Annotated in this window: 19 protein-coding genes; 12 read left to right on the plus strand and 7 right to left on the minus strand. The window is 60.1% G+C overall.

Translation table 11 applies throughout. The features are described 5' to 3' along the window. Window positions 1-17: 17 nt before the first annotated feature. A complete protein-coding gene (locus FJ404_10435) occupies window positions 18-533 on the minus strand; it encodes a hypothetical protein (protein MBM3823286.1) in 516 nt (171 codons plus the stop codon). Between the two features lie 84 nt (window positions 534-617). Here FJ404_10435 and tal point away from each other — a divergent pair, with 84 nt between their 5' ends. Genes tal through FJ404_10450 form a run of 3 tightly spaced genes read left to right on the plus strand, consistent with a single transcriptional unit; the run spans window position 618 to window position 4,430 of the window. Then, window positions 618-1,580 (plus strand): transaldolase, encoded by a 963-nt coding sequence (gene tal / locus FJ404_10440; GenBank protein MBM3823287.1) that lies wholly within the window; start codon window positions 618-620, stop codon window positions 1,578-1,580. 8 nt (window positions 1,581-1,588) lie between these two features. Continuing rightward, window positions 1,589-2,470, plus strand: coding sequence for a LysR family transcriptional regulator (locus tag FJ404_10445; protein MBM3823288.1), 882 nt, complete (start codon window positions 1,589-1,591; stop codon window positions 2,468-2,470). After that, window positions 2,433-4,430, plus strand: a complete 1,998-nt coding sequence (locus FJ404_10450; GenBank protein MBM3823289.1) for a hypothetical protein — start codon at window positions 2,433-2,435, stop codon at window positions 4,428-4,430. The genes FJ404_10445 and FJ404_10450 overlap by 38 nt, the downstream gene beginning before the upstream one ends. A gap of 42 nt (window positions 4,431-4,472) precedes the next feature. Here the strand turns inward: FJ404_10450 and FJ404_10455 are convergent, their stop codons facing one another. Further along, window positions 4,473-4,829 carry a sulfite exporter TauE/SafE family protein gene (locus FJ404_10455; GenBank protein ID MBM3823290.1) on the minus strand — a complete coding sequence of 119 codons (357 nt, stop codon included), beginning with the start codon at window positions 4,827-4,829 and terminating at the stop codon, window positions 4,473-4,475. Window positions 4,830-4,877: 48 nt separating this feature from the next. After that, window positions 4,878-6,272 carry a UDP-N-acetylmuramate:L-alanyl-gamma-D-glutamyl-meso-diaminopimelate ligase gene (mpl, locus tag FJ404_10460; GenBank protein ID MBM3823291.1) on the minus strand — a complete coding sequence of 465 codons (1,395 nt, stop codon included), beginning with the start codon at window positions 6,270-6,272 and terminating at the stop codon, window positions 4,878-4,880. Window positions 6,273-6,391: 119 nt separating this feature from the next. Here mpl and FJ404_10465 point away from each other — a divergent pair, with 119 nt between their 5' ends. The 7 genes from FJ404_10465 (at window position 6,392) to FJ404_10495 (ending at window position 12,244) form a co-directional block, all read left to right on the plus strand. Beyond that, window positions 6,392-7,060, plus strand: coding sequence for a response regulator transcription factor (locus FJ404_10465; GenBank protein MBM3823292.1), 669 nt, complete (start codon window positions 6,392-6,394; stop codon window positions 7,058-7,060). Next, entirely contained in the window at window positions 7,057-8,367 is a 1,311-nt protein-coding gene (locus tag FJ404_10470) for a hypothetical protein (GenBank protein ID MBM3823293.1), read from the plus strand. Before FJ404_10465 ends, FJ404_10470 begins: the two co-directional genes overlap by 4 nt. A 9-nt stretch (window positions 8,368-8,376) precedes the next feature. Then, window positions 8,377-9,498 (plus strand): DUF1624 domain-containing protein, encoded by a 1,122-nt coding sequence (locus FJ404_10475; GenBank protein ID MBM3823294.1) that lies wholly within the window; start codon window positions 8,377-8,379, stop codon window positions 9,496-9,498. A gap of 31 nt (window positions 9,499-9,529) precedes the next feature. Beyond that, a complete protein-coding gene (locus FJ404_10480; protein ID MBM3823295.1) occupies window positions 9,530-9,814 on the plus strand; it encodes a zinc ribbon domain-containing protein in 285 nt (94 codons plus the stop codon). Window positions 9,815-9,901: 87 nt separating this feature from the next. Continuing rightward, window positions 9,902-10,537, plus strand: a complete 636-nt coding sequence (locus tag FJ404_10485) for a penicillin-binding protein activator LpoB (GenBank protein ID MBM3823296.1) — start codon at window positions 9,902-9,904, stop codon at window positions 10,535-10,537. 49 nt (window positions 10,538-10,586) lie between these two features. Beyond that, window positions 10,587-11,756 carry a hypothetical protein gene (locus FJ404_10490; protein ID MBM3823297.1) on the plus strand — a complete coding sequence of 390 codons (1,170 nt, stop codon included), beginning with the start codon at window positions 10,587-10,589 and terminating at the stop codon, window positions 11,754-11,756. An 11-nt stretch (window positions 11,757-11,767) separates the two neighbouring features. After that, window positions 11,768-12,244, plus strand: a complete 477-nt coding sequence (locus FJ404_10495) for a DUF1425 domain-containing protein (GenBank protein MBM3823298.1) — start codon at window positions 11,768-11,770, stop codon at window positions 12,242-12,244. Between the two features lie 53 nt (window positions 12,245-12,297). On the opposite strand, the gene ubiE is transcribed toward FJ404_10495, so the two are convergent. Beyond that, window positions 12,298-13,071 carry a bifunctional demethylmenaquinone methyltransferase/2-methoxy-6-polyprenyl-1,4-benzoquinol methylase UbiE gene (ubiE, locus tag FJ404_10500; protein MBM3823299.1) on the minus strand — a complete coding sequence of 258 codons (774 nt, stop codon included), beginning with the start codon at window positions 13,069-13,071 and terminating at the stop codon, window positions 12,298-12,300. A gap of 82 nt (window positions 13,072-13,153) precedes the next feature. Between ubiE and FJ404_10505 the strand changes: the two genes are divergently transcribed. Further along, window positions 13,154-13,645, plus strand: coding sequence for an N-acetyltransferase family protein (locus FJ404_10505; GenBank protein MBM3823300.1), 492 nt, complete (start codon window positions 13,154-13,156; stop codon window positions 13,643-13,645). Window positions 13,646-13,805: 160 nt separating this feature from the next. Here FJ404_10505 and FJ404_10510 read toward each other — a convergent pair whose 3' ends face one another. From FJ404_10510 to FJ404_10520, 3 genes are all read right to left on the minus strand, one after another. Continuing rightward, the gene (locus FJ404_10510) at window positions 13,806-14,675 is read right to left on the minus strand and encodes a type II secretion system protein (protein MBM3823301.1); all 870 of its coding nucleotides are present in this window, start codon (window positions 14,673-14,675) and stop codon (window positions 13,806-13,808) included. Window positions 14,676-15,331: 656 nt separating this feature from the next. Then, a complete protein-coding gene (locus tag FJ404_10515) occupies window positions 15,332-16,654 on the minus strand; it encodes a DUF1501 domain-containing protein (GenBank protein ID MBM3823302.1) in 1,323 nt (440 codons plus the stop codon). 16 nt (window positions 16,655-16,670) lie between these two features. Then, on the minus strand, window positions 16,671-18,140 hold the full coding sequence (locus tag FJ404_10520) for a DUF1800 domain-containing protein (GenBank protein ID MBM3823303.1): 1,470 nt from the start codon (window positions 18,138-18,140) through the stop codon (window positions 16,671-16,673). 340 nt (window positions 18,141-18,480) lie between these two features. Between FJ404_10520 and FJ404_10525 the strand changes: the two genes are divergently transcribed. Beyond that, entirely contained in the window at window positions 18,481-19,461 is a 981-nt protein-coding gene (locus FJ404_10525; protein MBM3823304.1) for a DMT family transporter, read from the plus strand. Window positions 19,462-19,651: the final 190 nt, after the last annotated feature.

Raw genomic sequence — 19,651 nt, forward strand, 5'->3', positions numbered from 1 at the left:
CGATGCGGCGCGGGGATTCAGCGGTTTGGCGCGACGAGGGATTTGAATGCGGGCAGCGAGAAGTAGCGACCGTGATGGAGAACGCCTTGGGTTTGGGCACCGGGGATGTTGCGAGCGGGAGGCGGACTGATCACAGAGAGTTTTCCTTGTCGCATGGCGAGCGTGACGAATTCCCCCTGCGGGTTACGGTCGAGGAAGGCGATGACTTCCTCTCCCACCTGGAAATCGACTTGTCCCGAGACTTGGGTCTTTCTGCCGCCGAGGATGCCTCCGCTATGGACGACGGTGACGACGGGGCCGGGCGGGGTGCCCTTCCAGGTTTCGCGCAATTGGATTCGGACTTGGGTGAACAGTCCGGAGCGGGGATCTTCGCGGATGGTTTTCGAGATGACGGTGCCGTGGACGATGAGTCGAGCCTGGGTGGAAAGTTCCGGGAGGGTGACGGGCGTGGCTCGGAATCCGCAGAGCAGGAAGAAGCCTGGAATCAGAGTGAAGAGCGTGCAGCAGGCGGGGAGCGTTGAAGTGGACTTCATGGGTTGAGTTTGTCGGGAGGCGGTAGAATTCCGCGACACAATACCTTTTGCGGGCACCGATGAAAGCTGTATAAGGAGTGTGACATGGCCGACTTGCTTTCCCAATTGAGGCGCCACAGTTTAATTGTGGCCGACACCGGGGACTTTGAGAGCATCCGAGCGTTTCAGCCGCGAGACGCGACGACGAATCCCAGCCTGTTGTTGAAGGCGGCGCAAATGCCGGAGTATGGCGGCTTGGTGGAGCAGGTCTTGGGAGAGGCGCGGAAGCCGTTGGTCGGGGGCGCGGAGCGCATGCGTTATGCGTTGGAGGCTTTGTCGGTGGCTTTTGGCTGCGAGATTTTGAAGATTGTGCCCCAGCGGGTTTCGACGGAGGTGGACGCGCGTTTGAGTTTTGACACGGCGGCGACGATGGAGTGTGCGCGGCGCTTGATTGGGCGTTATGCCGCGGCGGGGATTCCACGTGAGAGGGTGCTGATCAAGATTGCCTCGACGTGGGAGGGCATCCAGGCGGCGCGGGAGTTGGAGCGGGAGGGAGTCACGTGCAATTTGACGTTGTTGTTTTCGTTTGCGCAGGCGGTGGCGTGTGCCGATGCGGGTGTGACGTTGATTTCGCCTTTCGTGGGGCGGATTCTGGATTGGCATCGCAAGGCCACGGGCCGTGAGAGTTATGCGGCCGCTGAGGATCCGGGAGTGGTTTCGGTCACCAAGATTTACCAATACTACAAAAAGTTTGGGGTGGCCACGGAGGTGATGGGGGCGAGTTTTCGGAATGTGGGTGAGATCCTGGGGCTGGCGGGTTGCGACTTGCTGACGATCAGTCCGGCGCTGTTGGGTGAGATGGCGAAGACGGAGGGGGTGGTGGAGCGCAAACTGACGATGGAGGCGGCGAAGCAATCCGGGTTGGAGAAAGTGTTCATGGATGAGAAGGTGTTCCGCTGGATGATGAACGAGGACGCGATGGCGACGGAGAAGCTGGCGGAAGGCATTCGGATGTTCGCGGCGGACACGGTGAAACTGGAGGCCTTTTTGCGTCCGCGGCTGGGTTGAGGCGGTGGATGGGCATGAACATCCACCACTTGGAACTCTTTTATTACGTGGCCAAGCATGGGGGCATCGCGGAGGCGGTGCGGAACATGCCGTATGGGATTCAGCAGCCGGCGGTGAGCTCTCAGGTCATCCAGTTGGAGGAGTTTCTGGAGTTGACGTTGTTTCATCGGCGTCCCTTTGCCTTGACGCCGCCGGGGGAGAAACTGTTTCAGTTTATTGAGCCCTTTTTTTCGCAGGTTGACCGGGTGGCGGAGGAGCTTCGTGGCGGGCTGGCTTCGCAGGTGCGTTTTGGGGCTTCGGAGTTGATGTTGCGCGATCACCTGCCGGAGATGGTGCAGAGTGTGCGGAAGAAGTTTCCCCGGTTGAAGTTGTTTTTGCGTGAGGATTATCAGCCTCAGCTGATGGAGCTCTTGCAGCAACAGGCGATCGATTTGGCGGTGACGATCGTGGAGGGGCGTCCGCCGCCGGGGTTGCAGGTGATTCCGTTGCTGGAGGCTCCGTTGGTCTTGTTGGTGGAGAAGGGGTCGGGATTGAAATCGGCGGAGGAGTTATGGAAGCAGGACAAGATTGAGGAGCCGCTCATTTGCCTGCCGCCCAAAGAGCCGGTGAGCCGTGAGTTTCAGGCGGGTCTGCGGCGGCGGGAAGTGGATTGGTTTCCGAGCATCGAGGTGAGCTCGCTGGCTTTGGTGGAGACCTATGTGGCGAAGGGTTATGGCATTGGAGTGGGCGTGAAGGTGCCGCGCCAGAAATTGGACGAACGGGTGAGGCTGCTGGAGTTGGAGAAATTTCCGGCTTTGCGCGCGGGCGCCGTGTGGCAGGGCAAGCCGTCGCCTGTGGTGGAGGCTATTCTCAATGAAATCAAGAAGCGTGCGCAGCATTTATCTTCCTAGGATCCGAATCCACTTCATTGCCTGCTGGGTGGCGGCCGTATGGATCGCCGACGCAGCCGGTGCCGGTCACGCGGCAGTCGAGCTCTCCCAAGTTTTGGCCAAGCCTGTTTTGGCGACGAACCAGACGTGGCGTGAGCTTCAGGTGTATTTGGAGGGGCGCGTTCCGGCGATGGAGCCAGTCCGGTCGGTGCGGGATTGGCGGAAAACGGCGGACACGATTCGGAGGCGGATGCTGGACGAGGTGGTTTTGAGGGGGGAGGCGAGGGAATGGGCGGCGGCGAACGCGCAGGTCGAATGGCTGGAGACGATCGAGGGCGGCCCGGGGTACAAGATTACGAAACTGCGTTACGAGGCGATTCCGGGCATGTGGATTCCGGCCCTGTTGTACGAGCCCTCCGTCGTGTCCGGGAGAGTGCCGGTGGCGCTTGCGGTGAACGGGCACGACGCGCAGGGCAAGGCGGCGATTTACAAGCAGATTCGGTGCATCAACATGGTGAAGCGAGGCATGGTGGTCTTGAATCTGGAGTGGTTCAACATGGGGCAATTGAAGGGGGAGGAATGGGATCACTATAAGCTGAACCAGATGGATTTGTGCGGTTCCAGCGGGTTGGCTCCGTTTTACCTGGCCATGAAGCGGGGGATTGACTTGTTGCTGGCATTGGATCATGCGGATCCCACCCGGGTCTCGGTTTCCGGTTTATCGGGAGGCGGGTGGCAGACGATTTTCATCAGCGCGCTGGATTCGCGGGTCACGTTGTCGAATCCGGTGGCTGGGTATTCGAGTTTTCTGACGAGGATCCGGCACCTGGAGGATTTGGGGGATTCGGAGCAGACCCCGGCGGATATGGCGACGGTGGCGGATTACACTCACCTGACAGCGTTGCGGGCGCCATGGCCCACCTTGTTGACCTTCAACGCTTATGATCAGTGTTGTTTCACGGCGGGGCATGCGATGGGGCCCTTGGTGGGCGCGGCGGAGCCGGTGTTTCGGTTGCTGGGCGGGGCGCAGGCCTTACGGACCCACATCAACTTTGATCCCGGGACGCACAACTACGACCGCGAGAACCGCGAGGCTTATTATCGTATGTTGGGCGATTTTTTCTTCAAGGACACGCCCGGTTTCAGCGCGACGGAGATCATCAGTGATTCGGAAGTGAAGACGGCGGAGGCTTTGCATGTGGCTGTTCCGGCGAACAACAAGAGTTTTCGACGCGTTTCCCTGGAGTTATCGGCACCCTTGCCCAGGGTGGAAGAACCACCGGATCGGGGATCGGGCCGTGAGCGATGGCTGGCCGAGTCCCGGGTCAAGCTCGCGAAGGTTTTGCGATTGCCGACTCTGGACACGGTGTCTTCGGATGCGGGGTGGTCGGAGAGCGGGGACGGATGGAAGGCGCACGCCTGGCGGCTGCGATTAAACGCGACCTGGACGTTGCCGGTGGTGGAGATTTCCGCCACCGGGGCGGAGGAACCTGTGCTGCTCTTGGGGGATTCATCGAGGGCGACCGCCGCGATGGTGGAGCGGATCCAAAAGTTGGTGGCGCTGAAGAAGCGAGTGTTTTGGGTGGATCCGTTTTACTTCGGCGATTGTCGGTTGCCGCAGCGTGATTTTCTGTATGCGATCCTATTGTCCGCCGTGGGGCAGCGACCGCTTGGATTGCAGGCGGCGCAGATTGGGGCCGCGGCGCGCTGGATCTCGACGGTGCGGTGCGGAGGTACTCCGGTGTCGATGCAGACCGTGGGTCCGCGGATGGGGTTGATCGGGCTGGCGGCGGCGGCGTTGGAGCCGAAGGCGATTGGGGCGTTGGAGGCGGAGAACGCCTGGGGAAGTTTGAAGAAAGCGATTCAGGACAATGTGGGTGTGAACGAGGTTCCGGAGATCTTTTGCTTCGGACTTCTGGAGCAGTTTGACATTCGACAGATCGCGGGATTGGTGGAGCCGCGTCCGGTGAGTGGGTTGTGAAGCCTCAGTCGGGGCTGTGGGCGCCGACGCTTGCCACAAGGGCTATTTGGAGAAAAGCAAGCGAAGCCCGACGAGGACGATGAAGCCTCCGAACGCACGCTTCAAATTGGCGTCGGACAATTGGCTGCTGAGCCACGCGCCCAGGTAACCTCCGAGCACTGCGGCCGGGGCGATGGCAAGGACGGCGGAGGGTTGGATATTTCCCATTTGGAAGTGTTTGAAGGAACCGACGATGGTGGTGGGGATGATGACGGCGAGGGAAGTGCCGATGGCTGACTTGATGGGGAGGTTCATGAAGTAAACCATGGCGGGCACCATGATGATGCCTCCGCCGACGCCGAAGAGCCCGCTGGCCAGTCCTCCAATCCCGCCGATGAGCGTGCCGATCCATAAGTGCATGCGCCAGTCATGCCTGGAATGGGCGGGGACAACAAATCGAATCTGCGGCTACTTTCGTGCGAGCCGTTCCAGCAGGCGTTGATGGATATTGCCGAAGCCTCCGTTGCTGAAGACACAGACCACATCGCCTGGTTTGGACTCGTGTTCCAGGTGGTCGAGGATGGCCTCGACATTCGGAATGTAGGCGGCGGGTTTGCCGGCCAGCTTGAGATCGTTCATGAGGCGGTCGGGATTGAGGCGGAGTTCGATCGGCAGTTGTTCGAGGCGGGCGACTTCCGCGACGACGATGGCGTCGGCCCGTTCCAGCGCCTCCACTAACTCGCATTGGAAAACGTTGCGGCGGGTGGTGTTGGAGCGGGGTTCGAAAACGGCGATCAGCCGGCGACCGGGGAAACGGACACGCAACGCGCGCAGCGTTTCCCGGATCGCGGTGGGGTGGTGTCCAAAATCGTCGATGACGATGACGCCGCCGGCTTCGCCGCGTGTTTCCATGCGGCGCTGGACGCCGAGAAACGAGGTGAAGGCGGACTGGATTTGGCGGTCGGCGAGTCCGCAGTGGCGGGCGCATGCGGCGGCGGCGAGGGCATTGCGAACATTGAGTTCACCGGTGAGGGGAATTTCGAAGCGGGCGTCGCCGAGACAGAAGCTGGACCGTTCGGATTCGAGTTTCAGTGCCGTGGCTCGGATGTCGTTCCTCTCGCCGAGGCCGAAACGTTTGATCGGGCAATGTTTTGACTGGAGGATCGGTTCGAGATTGGGTTCGTCACCGTTGGCGAGGAGGAGTCCGTTGCGCGGGACGATATGGGCCAGCCTTCGGAAAGAAGTCTGGATGGCGGCGAGGTTATCGAAGATGTCGGCGTGGTCGAATTCCAGATTATTGACGATGACGACTTCGGGGAGGTAATGGACGAATTTGCTGCGTTTGTCGAAGAAGGCGGTGTCGTATTCGTCGCCCTCGATGATGAACCATTCACTTTCGGTGAAGCGAGCGCCCTGGCCGAGATTGGCGGGGATGCCTCCGATGAGGTAGCTGGGTTGAAGGCCTACATGCTCAAAGATCCAGGCGAGCAGAGAGGTAGTGGTGGTTTTACCGTGGGTCCCGGTCACGACGAGCGAGCGCTTGCCCCGAATGAAGAATTCTTTCAACAGTTCGGGCAGGGAGACATAACGGAGGCGGCGATCCAAGGCTGCTTCCGCCTCGGGATTGCCGCGGGAAATCGCGTTCCCGATCACGACGAGGTCGGGCCGGTGGTCGAGATGGCTTTCGGCGTAGCCCGAGAACGGATGGATGCCCCGGGAAGCGAGAAAATCGGACATCGGGGGATAAACATTTTGGTCGCTGCCTGTGACGCGGTAACCGCGTTCCTTCATGGCTGCGGCAACCGAAGCCATGGCGGTACCGCAGATGCCGACGAAATGAACGCTGCGCAGGTCCGAGAGCATGCGGTGATGATAGAGATCAGGCCAGCAAGCGAAACATCAAAGCGGCCTTGAAAGAGGGAACGGCCTGGTGGTGCTTTGAAATAGTGGCGGGGCGCGGCTTGAAGTGGCGGTGGTTTGACATGCGACCGGAGGATTGGCAACGTTTCGAAAGCGCGTCCCAGATGAAACGAACTGTCTCCATCGTTGAGGATCATGAAGGCATTCGGAACGATCTGGCGCTGGCGGTGAGGCGTTCCCGGGATTTGGAGTTGATTTCGGCCTACTCAGACGCGGAGACGGCGGTGAAGCGGCTCCCGGTGGAGCGTCCGCACGTGGTTTTGCTCGACATTAACCTGCCCGGATTAAGCGGACTTGACCTTTTGCGCTACGCGCGTCCGCTGCTTCCCGACGCCCTGATGATCATGTTGACCATCCGGATGGATCCGGAGGCGATCGTCACGGCGTTGAAGGCAGGAGCGGACGGCTATTTGCTGAAGCAGAGTTCGGGGAGGAAAATGATGGAGGAAGTGCGCAGGGCGATCAGCGGCGAGACACCCATGTCGGGTGCGGTGGCCCGGTTGGTGATCCAGTCCTTTCACATGACCCGGTCCGTGCCTGCGCAATGCGCATTGAGCGTGAGGGAGCATCAGGTGCTGGATGAACTGGCCAAAGGCAAGTCCCACGACGAAATTGCGACGGCGCTGACGATTTCGAAGAACACGGTTTCCTCGCATCTGCAGAGCTGCTATCGAAAACTCCATGCGAACGAGAAGCTGGAAGCGCTGAGAAAGGCTGGCAAGATCACATGAAGCTGGGCGCTGCTGGCGGGGTGTTGTCGAGTCGGGGGGCATGGGGGTGGCTGGCAAGGGTGGGAGGATGCCGCCGGTGGGGGGCTTGGTGGTGCGGATCATGGATTCTTGCATGGGCCGTTCAAGCTGAGGAATGGCCGCAGTTTCTGGGGCCGCGGAGGGACGGGAGTTCGACGGTGGTTTTGGAGCCTGAACGCTGGCCGGAGGGTGGACCCCCGCTGCATTGGAAAAAGAAAGTGGGCCAAGGGTTCAGCAGCCCCATCGCGGCGAAGGGCCGCGTCTGGTTGCATCATCGGTTGGAGGGGAAGGAGGTTGTGGAGTGCTGGGAGGCGGCGACGGGGAAGAGGGAGTGGATTCAGTCGGTGGAAGCGACTTACCGGGATGATCACGGATTTGAGGAAGGTCCGAGGGCGACTCCGGCGTTGGAGGGGGATGATCTGGCCACGCTGGGGGCAGACGGGGAGTTGCAGTTGCTTTCCGCGCGCACCGGGGAAGTGCGATGGCGGAAGAGTGCGCGGCGTGATTTCGGAGCGGGAAAAGGATTTTTTGGATTTGCGAGTTCACCCCTGTTTACGGGCGGCCAGGTGGTGTTTTGCCTTGGCGGCGCGTCCGGGGCGGGATTGGTCTCGCTGGATCGTCAAAGCGGAGTTGTCGTGTGGAAGGCGGACGTGGGGGAGGCGGGTTATGCCTCCCCGGTGTTTGCAGGCGAGGGAGAATCGAGGCGGATAGCCTGCTTCAATCGATCCGGGCTGCATTGGGTGGAACCTGGGCGGGGGGATGTGTTGGCGCGTTTTTCGTGGCGGGCGCGGAATCCGGCTTCGGTGAATGCGGCGACCCCGTTGGTGGCGGGGAGCCATGTGTTTATCACGGCCAGCTACGAAACGGGAGCGGCCTGGTTGAAGTGGCCTGAAGGGGGGCGGGGGGATTTTAAGGTTTCGTGGTCTGGCGACGAATCTCTTTCGGCCCATTACGCGACGCCGGTGTTGCACCAGGGCCATCTCTATGGATTTCACGGACGTCAGGAGCAGGGGGCTGCGTTGCGCTGCGTGGAGGCTGGAACCGGGCGGGTGCTTTGGGAATCCGAGCGATTTGGGAATGGAACGTTGATTCGAACCCCGGGACACCTGATGATTCTTCATGAGCGGGGGGAGTTGGTGGTTGCTCCATTGAAGTCTGACCGATTCAAGCCGGTCCGCCGGTTTCAGATGTTGGGTTCGGGCGTGCGAGCGGGGTTGGCGGTCACGGAGAAGTGGATGTTCGCGCGTTCGCTGACCGAGATGGTGGCCTTGCCGCTACGGGTGCCTTGAGGGATGGCCATGCCGAAATTGCAGGATTCATCTTCGTCCGAGCGCGCGCCGCGGTTGGAATCCCTTGATGTGCTGCGAGGCTTCGACATGATTTGCATGGCGGTGGGGGAGGAGATTGGACGGGGCTTGCATGCTGCGTTTCCGAACGCGGCCACGCAATGGGTGGCGGATCAATTCAGTCATGTGGCTTGGGCCGGGGTGCATTTCTACGATCTGATCTTTCCGTTGTTTGTGTTCATCGCGGGGATCTCCATTGTGTTTTCCGTGGATCGGATGATGGAATCGGGTGGGCGCGGGCTGGCGGTCCGGAGGATTGTCACGAGGACTTTGGTGTTGGTGGCGCTGGGGATTTTTTATTATCGGGGGTTGGAGAATGGTTATGAGAAGATCCGCTTGCTGGGAGTGTTGCAGAGAATTGGACTCTGTTATGGTGCGGCGGCGTTGCTGTATTGTTTTTTCAAGACGCGGGGGTTGTTGGCGTGGACGGCGGGATTGCTTCTCGGTTATTGGGCGATGATGGCGTTGATTCCCGTGCCCGGGCATGGCGCCGGGAACTACGCGGAAGGAATGAACTTGGCCAACTATGTGGACAAGCAATGGCTGCCTTTTCGGAAGTGGGATGGAGACCATGATCCGGAGGGTTTGCTGAGCACACTGCCCGCGGTTGGATCGTGTTTGCTGGGAGTCTTGACGGGGATCTTTTTGAAATCGCCTGGGATGGAGGGATCGCGGAAAGCGCGGACTCTGTTTTTCGCTGGTGTGGCGGGGATGGTGGCGGGGCATCTGTGGGGGCTGAGCTTTCCCGTGATTAAAAAGATCTGGACCTCCTCATACGTGTTGGTGGCGGCGGGGTGGAGCGCGGTTTTCATGGCTTTGTTCTACCAAGTGATCGATGTGTGGAAGTGGAGAAGGTGGACTCCGGTTTGTCTTTGGGTGGGATTGAATCCGATCACTTTCTATATGTTGTTCAACTTGATTGACTTCGAAAAAGTGGGCAACCGATTGGTGGGAGGCGAGATTCAGCGGGCGCTGGGTCACGGGCATGAGTTGGTGTTGCACCTCGTGATCTTGGGCATGGCTCTGGCGGTCGTGCGATTCATGCATCGAAGGCGGGTGTATTTACGGGTTTGAATCGGGTTGCGGGTGGCCTTATTTTGGGGCCATGCCGATTTACGAATTTCATTGCCGTCAATGCGATCGCGACAGCGAGATCTTGGTACGATCCTCCAAGTGGGAAGGGAGCGAATGTCCTCATTGTGGTTCCAAGAAGTTGGAAAAGAAGTTTTCGACGTTTGCCTCGAGCGTGGGGGGGGCTGCGGTTGAGCCGGGGCCCGTGTGCAGCGGGGTGCCAAGCTCCTGTGGAATGTGCGGGACCGGAAAACCGCATTCCCATTTACCCCGGATGGCGATGAATACCGGCCGGGCGGCTGCGTCCAAGCAGGCGTGATGAAGCGTGCCTTGGCGGGGTCATGTTCGTGCTGAAGGGTTTGATGTGATGGGGAGAGAGCGTGGAGTGGTTGGCGACAGGATTTTTATGGATGCAGAACTTATACGAGCGGCCGCGCGCGCGGCTTTTTGCGGGCTGGCATTGTTGATGGCGGGCTGTGCTTCGTCGGGAATTCGACAAGCGTCGGGAGTCCCCGCCACGCCGATGAACCCTGATGAGCGCGGCTTTGTGGCGGGCACGGGTGTTGAATCTCAAGACTTGGTGGCGGTGACGGACAAGATGGCGAGGAGCATCGTGGCGGTTCCGGTAATTCAGAAGGCGGCCGCTGCGCCTTATGTCATTTTGGAACCGGTGCTCAACGAAACGCGATTTCCGATCAACAAGGACATGTTTTTGGACCGGCTTCGGGTGCAGTTGAGCTCGAAGACCCAGGGGAAAGTGAGATTTCTGGCGCGGGAGAGGCTGGCGGCTTTGGAGAAGGAGCGTGCCGCGAAGCAAGCCGGCCAGTTCACTTCGAGCGCCAATCCAAACGTGCAGGAATTCAAGGGGGCGGATTACCTGCTGACCGGGAAACTGCAGGGTTTGTCCACTCGCACTTCGAAAGGAACCAGTGATTACATTCTCTACACCTTTCAATTGATCGACGCGCGGACCACCGAAATCGTGTGGGAAGATGCGGCTGAGATTAAGAAGCAGGGATTGGAGGACGCCGCGTATCGGTAGTTCGACGTGGAGGGCGCCTTTGCCTTCGTTTGCTTCCGTTATTCCCGCCATGCAAATGTTGAGGACCAGCGGACTGTGTTTGGGATTGGCGGTGTTGGGGGGGTGTGCCACGACGGATGCAGAAAGTCCGGCTGCCTGGACGAAGTCCGGGGATGCGATGGTGGACGCGCGGCAGGCGATTGAGACGGCGCCTGCGAAGGACAAGGTGTTGTGGCAATATCGGGCTTCGGCCACGGCGATGCGAAAGGGCGAGTTTCTTCAGGCCAAGGGTTGGCTGGACGATGCCTTGATGACTTTGGGGGGCATCCACGCTGCGGATCCTTCGGCCCGCAAGGCCCGCGGGATGTTTCGAGAGGAAGGGCGGAAGCGGTTCCTGGGTGAGCCGTTTGAGAGGTCGATGGCTTACTATTACCGCGGGATCCTGTATTGGATGGACGGCGAACTGGACAATGCGCGGGCCTGTTTCCAGAGCGCGCAATTTGAGGACAGCGACACGACGGACAAGACGTACGCGGGAGACTATGTGTTGTTCGACTATTTGGACGGGCTTGCGACCTCCAAGCTGGGTGGAGACGGTGGGGATGCGATTCGGCGGGCGACGGCCAGCGCCCGCCAGGCCCGGTTGCCGGCGTACGATCGCGAGGCTAATTTGGTCTTGTTCCTTGAGTTGGGGCGGGGTCCGAGGAAGTACGGGGACGGCGAATACGGGGAGCAGTTGAAATTTCGAGAGGGCGAGTCGGTGGCGCGGGGCGCCGTGTTGCGGGTGGCGGGCCAAACGATTTCGATTCCGGCTTACGACAACTTGACTTTTCAAGCCACGACGCGGGGCGGACGGGTGATGGACCATGTGTTGAGGAACAAGGCCGTGTTCAAAACGGGAACCGGTGTGGCTGGGGACGTCGGGATCCTCTCGGGCGCGGTATTGGCTCACAACCGGCAGACTCGCGAGGTGGGTTTGGGTCTGCTGGCGGCGGGGTTGGTGGGGAAGATCGTGTCGGCGGCCGCCAATCCGCGAGCCGATTTGCGCGGCTGGGACAATCTGCCGCAGTGGCTCGGTTTTGCGGCCGTGAAATTGAGTCCCGGAGAATATTCGGGGTTGGTGGATTTTGTGGACGAACGCGGGGCTGTGCTCGCGAACAAGTCGCGCGCGTTCAAGGTTCGCATTGCGGATGCTCCGAGGCGGGACAGTGTGGTGTTCATCAGTGACCGAAACGACTAGGAAAACGATTTATGAAAGCAAGCATTCGGGGATTGGGATTGGGATTGACGGCAGCGGTGGTGCTGGCGACGGGTTCGGGCTGTGTGCCGGTGGGTGAGTCCATCGAGAGCTCGGGTCGGGCCGTGGTGACGGGAAGGACCGGAGGCGCCTACGAGCCGAGGAACGCCAATCGTTATGATCTCGAAAACAGCCAGCGATTTGTGCTGCTCGACAAGACAACGGAGCGGGAAGTGACCTGTTCGGGCTTGCAGGAGCGGTTCACGGACGACAAGCGGTTGGAAGTGATGGCGAACATTCGCAACCGGCGCAATCGCCGCGTGGAGGTGCAGATCAATTGTGTTTTTAAGGATGAGCAGGGATTTCCGACGGGCGACGAGACGCCGTTCCAGACTTTGATTCTGTCCGAGAACGCGCAGGAAGGCGTGCGGTTCGTATCGATCAACGACAAGGCCAGGAAATACACGATTCGGGTGCGCCAGCCTCGCTGACCAACAGCGACGGACGTAGAGGCACGGTGCTTTCGGCTTGGGGCGTTGCGGGGTCAACGAGTCCGGTGGGGGGCGCCAAGATCCTGCGGCGTTCCGGCGGATGGCGCCGGTGTGCGTGCGGCATGAATGCTCATGGCCCCGCCGAGGATACGCTGGATGTTGATTTCGCCGCAGCCTTGGGACCGGAGGATTCCTTTGATTCCCTCGATGGATGGATAGTGCCGCAGCGATTCAAGGATGTATCCGTAGGCTGCAGCGTCGCCCGCGATCAACTTTCCAATCGCCGGCACAACGAAACGAAGATAGCCCGTATAAATGGCCCGCCAGAGTAAATTTTCCGGGCACGCGAAATCCAGGATGAGGAGTTGGCCCCCGGGTTTGACGACCCGGATCATCTCGGCAATTCCGCGTTCGAACGAGGCCAGGTTGCGCAGGCCGTAGCCGATGGTCACCGCGTCGAAGGACTGGTTGGGAAAGGGCAGAGCGAGTGCATCCCCACGAATGAAGGTCGGAGCGGGAACCAGGGTGGCGCGTTGGCGTGCGAAACGCAGCATGGCTTCGCTGAAGTCGATGCCAATGGCGACGGCTCCACGCCGGGACACTCGGAAAGCGATATCACCCGTTCCGCAGCACAAGTCCAGGACACGCCGAGTTGAGGGAGGGGCGGCGTCCGGAACGGCGAGCTTGGCCAAGCGGCTTTTCCACCGGTGATGCAATCCGAGGCTTTGCAGATTGTTGATGAGGTCGTAGTGCGGAGCGATGCGACCGAATAGGTCTCGGACATTCGCGGCCCGGCCTTGTCCTGGATCGTAGTAAAGGTTGGCCATGTCGGTTGATCGAGCTTGTCAGCGGGGGCAGGCGTGGAGAGGTTGGGGCATGAACCAACTCCAAGATTTAGGCGGCGAGGAAATGGCAGTGCGTCGGGCCACGCGCGAGGATCTTCCGGGGATTTTGGAGATTTACAATCACGCGGTGTTGCATACCACGGCCACTTACGACTACGAGCCGCGCACCTTGGAGCAGAGAACGGCCTGGTTTGAAACGCATGAGGCGGAGGGGTATCCGGTCTTTGTCGTTTGTGGGGGTACCGGGATGGTTATGGGATGGAGTTCGCTCAATCGGCATCACGACCGGCCGGGGTATCGATTTACCGCGGAGAACTCCATTTATGTAGCCGAATCGTTTCGTGGGCGAGGGTTGGGGGGAAGATTGATGGCACCTTTGATCGAGGCGGCCCTGGAAAAGAGGCTGAGAACGATCCTCGCCGTCATTGATGCGCAGAACGAGGCGAGTCTTCGGCTGCATCGACGATATGGATTTGAAACGGCGGGTCTGCTGAAGCAGGTTGGCTACAAGTTTGACCGGTGGCTGGACGTGGTTTTTATGCAGCGAATGGTTTAACCCGCCGTGCTGAGACTCGATGATGAGCGTTTCCCAACCCGGTCGGGTGGGAGAGATGCGGGTTAAGATCCTCGGTTTTCCGCGGGCGGCGAGACGAAAAAAGGCGGCCCCGGAGGGCCGCCTGGCAGAGAAGTCGTAGAAATGGGTCGCCGTTTACTTCCTACTTGAGAGGCACCCATTTGGCGTGCTTGTAACGTTCGTAAACCCAGCGGAAATCGACGTTGTTGTTATTACCGCCACCCCAAAAGAAGCTGCTTTTGCCAGCCGCGCTATCTTTGGCGGCTTTGATGGTGCTGCCGACGAGCCAGCGATGAGACTCGGCGTGGCCGTCCGCGAAGGAGATGGTGCTGACGTTGCCGTGGAAGATGGCGAATGGATCGACCCAGCCGGGGGGGGTCACGTCAATGACCCAAGTTCCACGGTTGAAGCCACGCGGATCGGCTTCTTCGAGGAAGATCATGGACATGGCGGCTTCCGGAACGGTGCTCAACTTCTTGTACGGGGGTTGGTTTGCCCCCCATTCGCCGCCGTTCATGCCGTTGGCTTTGGAATAGCTATCGTAGGCCCAGCCGGAGCCGGGCTTGAGGAACTTCGTGCGAAGATCTCCAGGGCAGTGATGGGCGTTGACGGCGTCTACGTATTTAGACAACGGGCTGGCCTGCATGCCTTCGGTGACGCGGGCGAGGGCTTCGGTCGTGGTGATCCCACTGGTGATGTCTGAATCCCGCCCGTTTTTCATGGGGCCACGCCAGTAACCGCCGCCGGGATTGCCATCGGTCGGAGTCATGGTTTCGTTATTATCGCTGGCGTACATGACGAAGCCCAGGCCCAGTTGTTTCTGGTTGTTTAAACAGGCCGCGCCCGTGGCTTTGAGCTTGGCTCGAGTCAGGGCGGGCAGGAGCATGCCTGCGAGGATGGCGATGATGGCGATAACGACCAGAAGCTCAATGAGAGTAAAACCCTGGCGCGTCGCCCTGGATGAAAAGTCGAGGGTTTTCATGGGATTGATGCGATCGCTCATTAATCGCACAGGGAACTGGTTCCTGTCAATCTTCCGGCGTGTTATTCGGAGGGCACAGCTCGGGGAGTGGCGGGAGCCATCGAATTCATTCAACTCCCGGCCTCATTAGCTTCCAACCTTCCGCTCCGAGTCGGCCTTCCATCACGCGAGCTGAACGCAAGCTGGAGCGCGAGAGCATCCACGCACCAAGGGTGCCGTCCCGCTCATCCCGAAGTTATCAGTCGTGTGGCGCAGGCTGCCCAGCCTGCCGTATCGCCGACTGCCCGTCGGCCCGGCGGGTGAAGAACGAGGCCCTTCCATGCTCTCCACGCGCCAGGTTCCCTTCGCCGCCCCGCAGGCTGGGCAGCCTGCGCTACAGCAGACAAGGCTGTCTGCGTTACCACGACAACGCGGTCACCGACAACCTCTGGATGTACCGGGTGCCGTCGTCATGGAGGAAGCGGAGGTAGGGGCTGCCTTCAGGATCGACGTCGGTCACAGTCTCAGACGACCTGACATCGAAGCGGAGGGAAGGGTGGGGAGTGGAACAAAAATGGGCCGCAAAAAACGAAAGACAACGAAAAGCACGGAGGTGGAATCTGTGATCGTTCCGGAGCAGGGAAGTTCAACCGCGTTGCTTCTTGCCTGTTTTGGATGATTGGCTTGATGCCACGGGCAACAGTTCGCTATGACTTGAGGAAATCGAGAGGATCGAACTTTCTCCCCAGCACGGCGGCAGGCGGGGCTTTGAGCCAATGTGAGAGGATGGAGGCGTAAACGGAGCGGAAATCGACGGTGAATTTGAGATCGCCGCGTTCGAGTTTTGCCGGCTCAAGGCTTGGCGCCGAGCCGTGAAATCCAGGGCGAAGCGAAGTGCCGGCGAGGAACATGGGGGCGGCCGCGCCGTGGTCGGTGCCGCCGTTCGCGTTTTCGGCCACGCGGCGTCCGAATTCACTGAACGTCATGATCAGGACGCGATCCAGGGATCCTTGTTTTCGCAGATCGCCGACGAAGGCACGCAGGGAATCGCCCAGGTCCCCTAGCAATCGGGCGTGGGCGCCGGATTGTTGGGTATGGGTATCGTAGCCTCCTTGCGAGACGTAATAGACGCGCGTTGCCAGGCCACCTGTGATCAGACGGGCAACGAGTTGCAGCGACTGAGCGAGTTTGGAGGAAGGATAAGCCTCTCCGGGTTTCCCTTTGCGCAACACGGCATTGATGGCATCTGAACCCGCTTGAGCATCCAGTGCCGTCCTTTGGATGAAATCGAGCGGTTGAAGGCCGGAGGCGTTGGCGCCTGGAAGGGAACCGATAGACTGGCCTGACGAGGGCATCCCTTCCATCGCGTCCTCGGCGATCAGTTCGCGATAGGTCTTTTCCTCTCCGGTCGATCCTTCATCGCGCGCGGATTCAAGCGGTGCGAAGCGAAATCGTTCGGGTGATTCCATGGAGATGCCGAGCGGGCGAGGGCCGGCAAAGGCTTGAGGTGCCTCGCGTCCGAGATGAACTCCGATGGTGGCGGGGCAGCCTTGGCATTGGTGGTCGAAGAATCTCCCAAGCCATCCATGCGTTGCGAAGCGGTTGGAGTCGCTGGCGGTCTGCCAAATCTCGGTGGAACGAAAATGCGACCGGTTTGGATTGGGGTATCCGACACCCTGAATGACGGAGAGGCATCCCTGGTCCCAAAGATCTTTGAAGCCTTTCAACGCCGGGTGAAAGCCCCAAGCGTCGTTTGCTTTCAGCAAATCTCCCGGCTTCAATGCCAAGCGGGGCCGAGCCCGCTGGTAGTGGTCGTTGCTGATGGGGGTGATGGTGTTGAGGCCATCGTTTCCGCCTGCCATCTGCAAGACGACCAGGATTTTCGCATCGTCGGCGGTGCCGGGCAGGGCGGATGCGGCGAGCAGGTCCATGGTTTTCCCGAGGAAGGCGGGAATGGTCCAGGCGAGTGATGCACCCGTCATTCCGTGCCGGAGGAATTCCCGGCGGGTTTTCAAAGTGGGGGTGTTCATGGAAAGTGCGATGCGGCTAAGTCAGTTGGAATTCGGGTGTGCAGAGGATCAGTCGAATCACGTGGCGCAGGTCTGCGTCATCCAAGGGGGAACGCGCAGCGAGGAATTCGTCGATTGACCTTCGCTGAGCGACTCCGAGCGGCATGCCCAGGAGGCGGCGGGACAGGGCGGAAATCGCGAGTTCGGGGTCGCGGCGTTCTTCTGGAGTCAGGAGGGGTTCAACGCGAAGGGCCTGGGCTTGGCGATTCCTCCTTGCGCGCCGGGGACGATTCATGTCGTTCGTCGCGCGGGCAGGCCGCGCGGATGGAGCGAGTTCACCCGAGACCAGGTAGGCCGCGAGTTGGTAGCGATTCATCAGACTGGAAGCATTGATCCAGGAAAGGCCGCCTTCCCAACCTTTGACATTGGGTGGGGCGAACAAATCCTGGCCCAAGAGGCGGAGCGCTTGAGAGGAAGCGGGGGCCGGTGGGAGAGGGCATTCGAGCGCCTGGACTGTGCCGACGAGCCATTGAACCGGACTTTTGACTTGAGCTCGAACGAGGTCTGTCGCGTAGAAAGCTTCCGAGAGGAAGATCTCGCGCAACCATGGACGGAACGATTGTCCATGGGCATGGAAACGATCTGCCAGTTGTTGTTGCCACGCGGTCGCGGGCGGTTGGCCGGCGAAGAAGTACCAGAGCTTTCCCGTGATCCACAAGGAGGACTGGCGTGAGGTGGCGACTTGACGGACGATATCCTCGCCTTTCCAGGGACCGGTTTGGTCCAGGACCGTTTTCGAGCCGGGATCGTGCTGGCGTGGCCGGAACGCGAACGACTGGCGGCTGGCGTCCAAACTCCAGCCGGTCAGAGCGCGGGCCGCTTCCGCGACGTCTTTTTCGGAGTAATGGCCTTCACCGAGCGCGAACAATTCGAGGAGCTCGCGGGCGAAGTTTTCGTTGGGGTGACTGCGGCGGCTTTGCGCCTGGTCGAGCCAGATCAACATGGCGGGATCCTTGGATGCGGCTTCGAGAAGGCTTGGCCAAGTTGCCGCGCCGAGTTCGCGGAAGGTCTGGTTTTGGCGCCACATGAGGTAAGCGTCGCGGACTTTTTCCATACTGGTGGCGAAATGGCCGTGCCAGAAGAGGGCGAGTTTTTCCTGCAACGGCTGGGGGCCGAGGGTCATTCGTTGGAGCCACCACTCGCGGAGACTGAGCAACCGGTCCTGTTGGAGGCGACGTTCCTCGCGTTGAAGTTCCTGCCGTTTTTCAGGGGAGGCTTGGCGGTAGGTGCGTAACCGTTCGGCTCGGGTGGGGTCAGGCTGAGCCCAGGGGGGTGGAGGAAAAGGATCTTTGACGGGATCGAAATGGACGAGGGAGTCCACGGCCGCGGCGTGTTTTTGGGCGGCCAGGCGTGCCACGCTGCCTGGACTGCCGCCGAACCCTGCTCGGGCGAGGAGGTGGGTGGCGGCGGCGTGGTTCCAGCGCTCGGCGGGCAAGGGCTTGAGCATGACAAAAGTTGAGACGATGGCCTGGGGACGAAGGTTACAGTCGATGGAGGGATCCCGGGTGGCGAGGGGGGGGGCAGGCCCGGAAATTTCATACCCCTTTTGCTGCGACTTGCGGCGAGCCCGACTGGCGTTGTTGGCCTCGCTTTCCTCACCGGGCAGTATGTTCTCCTACAGCCCGGGTCGGAAGAGCTTCGTCCGCCTAGCCAGTCGGGCTCTCGCCGCGTCTCGCGACGAAGGTGTATGAAATATCCGGGCTAGAAAAGGTGGGGAATGGTGCTTGGTGTGAGTTGAGCCGTTCGTTACAACAGCGCGGCCGTGGCGGCCTGCCGCCACGGGCTCGATGAATACCACGCTCTATCCCCAAGCGATGCGCATGCTCGCGATGTGCACGGCTTTTTGGGCATTAAGTTTTCCCGCCATGAAAGCGCTCTCGTTGACCCAGCAGAAGATGGCGCCTGAGACGAGCGTTTGGTTTATCACGGCCTTGAGCGTGTTTTATCGTTTTGTGCTGGCGGGAATATGCCTGGTCCCCTGGGTGTTGAGGGCGCGGCCTTGGTTGACACGTTCCGAATTGAATCAAGGGTTGTTGATTGGATTGATCGGCGGGGTTGGGGTGGTGTTGCAGATGGACGGGCTTTCTTACACGGATGCATCGACCTCGGCCTTTCTGACTCAGTTTTATTGCGCGATCATTCCAGTTTGGATGGCTTGGAAGCACCGTCAATTGCCTTCGCGGCGGGTGGTGTTGTGTGTTGTGTTGGTGCTGGCCGGGGTGGCTATTTTGTCCGGATTCGATTGGAGGAAAATGAGCTTCAGGCGGGGTGAGTTGGAGACCTTGCTCGCTTCGGTGATCTTTACGGGACAGATTCTTTGGCTGGGGCACCCCGGGTTTGCGGGGAATCGGACGCTGCCGTTTTCGATGGTCATGTTTTTCACGATGGCCCTGACGGCACTGCCGGTGGCGGTGGCGGCGTCGCCGGGAGCTCCGGCGTGGGTCGGCTTGTATGCGCATCGGGGGGCGTTGACGAGTCTGGCGGTGCTGGTTTTTTTGTCTGCCTTGGGGGGCTATTTGTTGATGAACCATTGGCAGAAGCATGTGCCGGCGACGCACGCGGGGATGATCTATTGCCTGGAACCGGTGTTCGCGAGCGCCTTTGCGCTTTTCTTGCCGGGTTGGTTTTCCGAGTTTGCCGGGATTGAATACTCGAACGAAAAGCCTGGCTGGCGATTGGTGGCGGGAGGCGTTTTGATCACGCTGGCCAACGCGGGGTTGCAGTGGGGGTCGGGCGAGAATCGCAACAAAGAGGGACCCCGGGGGTAGAAGAAGTTGAATTCGGACTTTCCTGGGGCCGTAATCCTTGCGAACTTCTGGAGTCCTAATCCCATGATGCATTCGATTCGAGTCCTCATTATTGGGGGAATCACGGTGTTGTCCGCCACTGCGGTTGCCCTGCTGGCCGGCGAGTCTCCTCGATTCAATCGGGATATCAGGCCGATTTTGGCGGACGCTT

Source organism: Verrucomicrobiota bacterium, assembly GCA_016871495.1.
Lineage (GTDB): Bacteria > Verrucomicrobiota > Verrucomicrobiia > Limisphaerales > VHDF01 > VHDF01.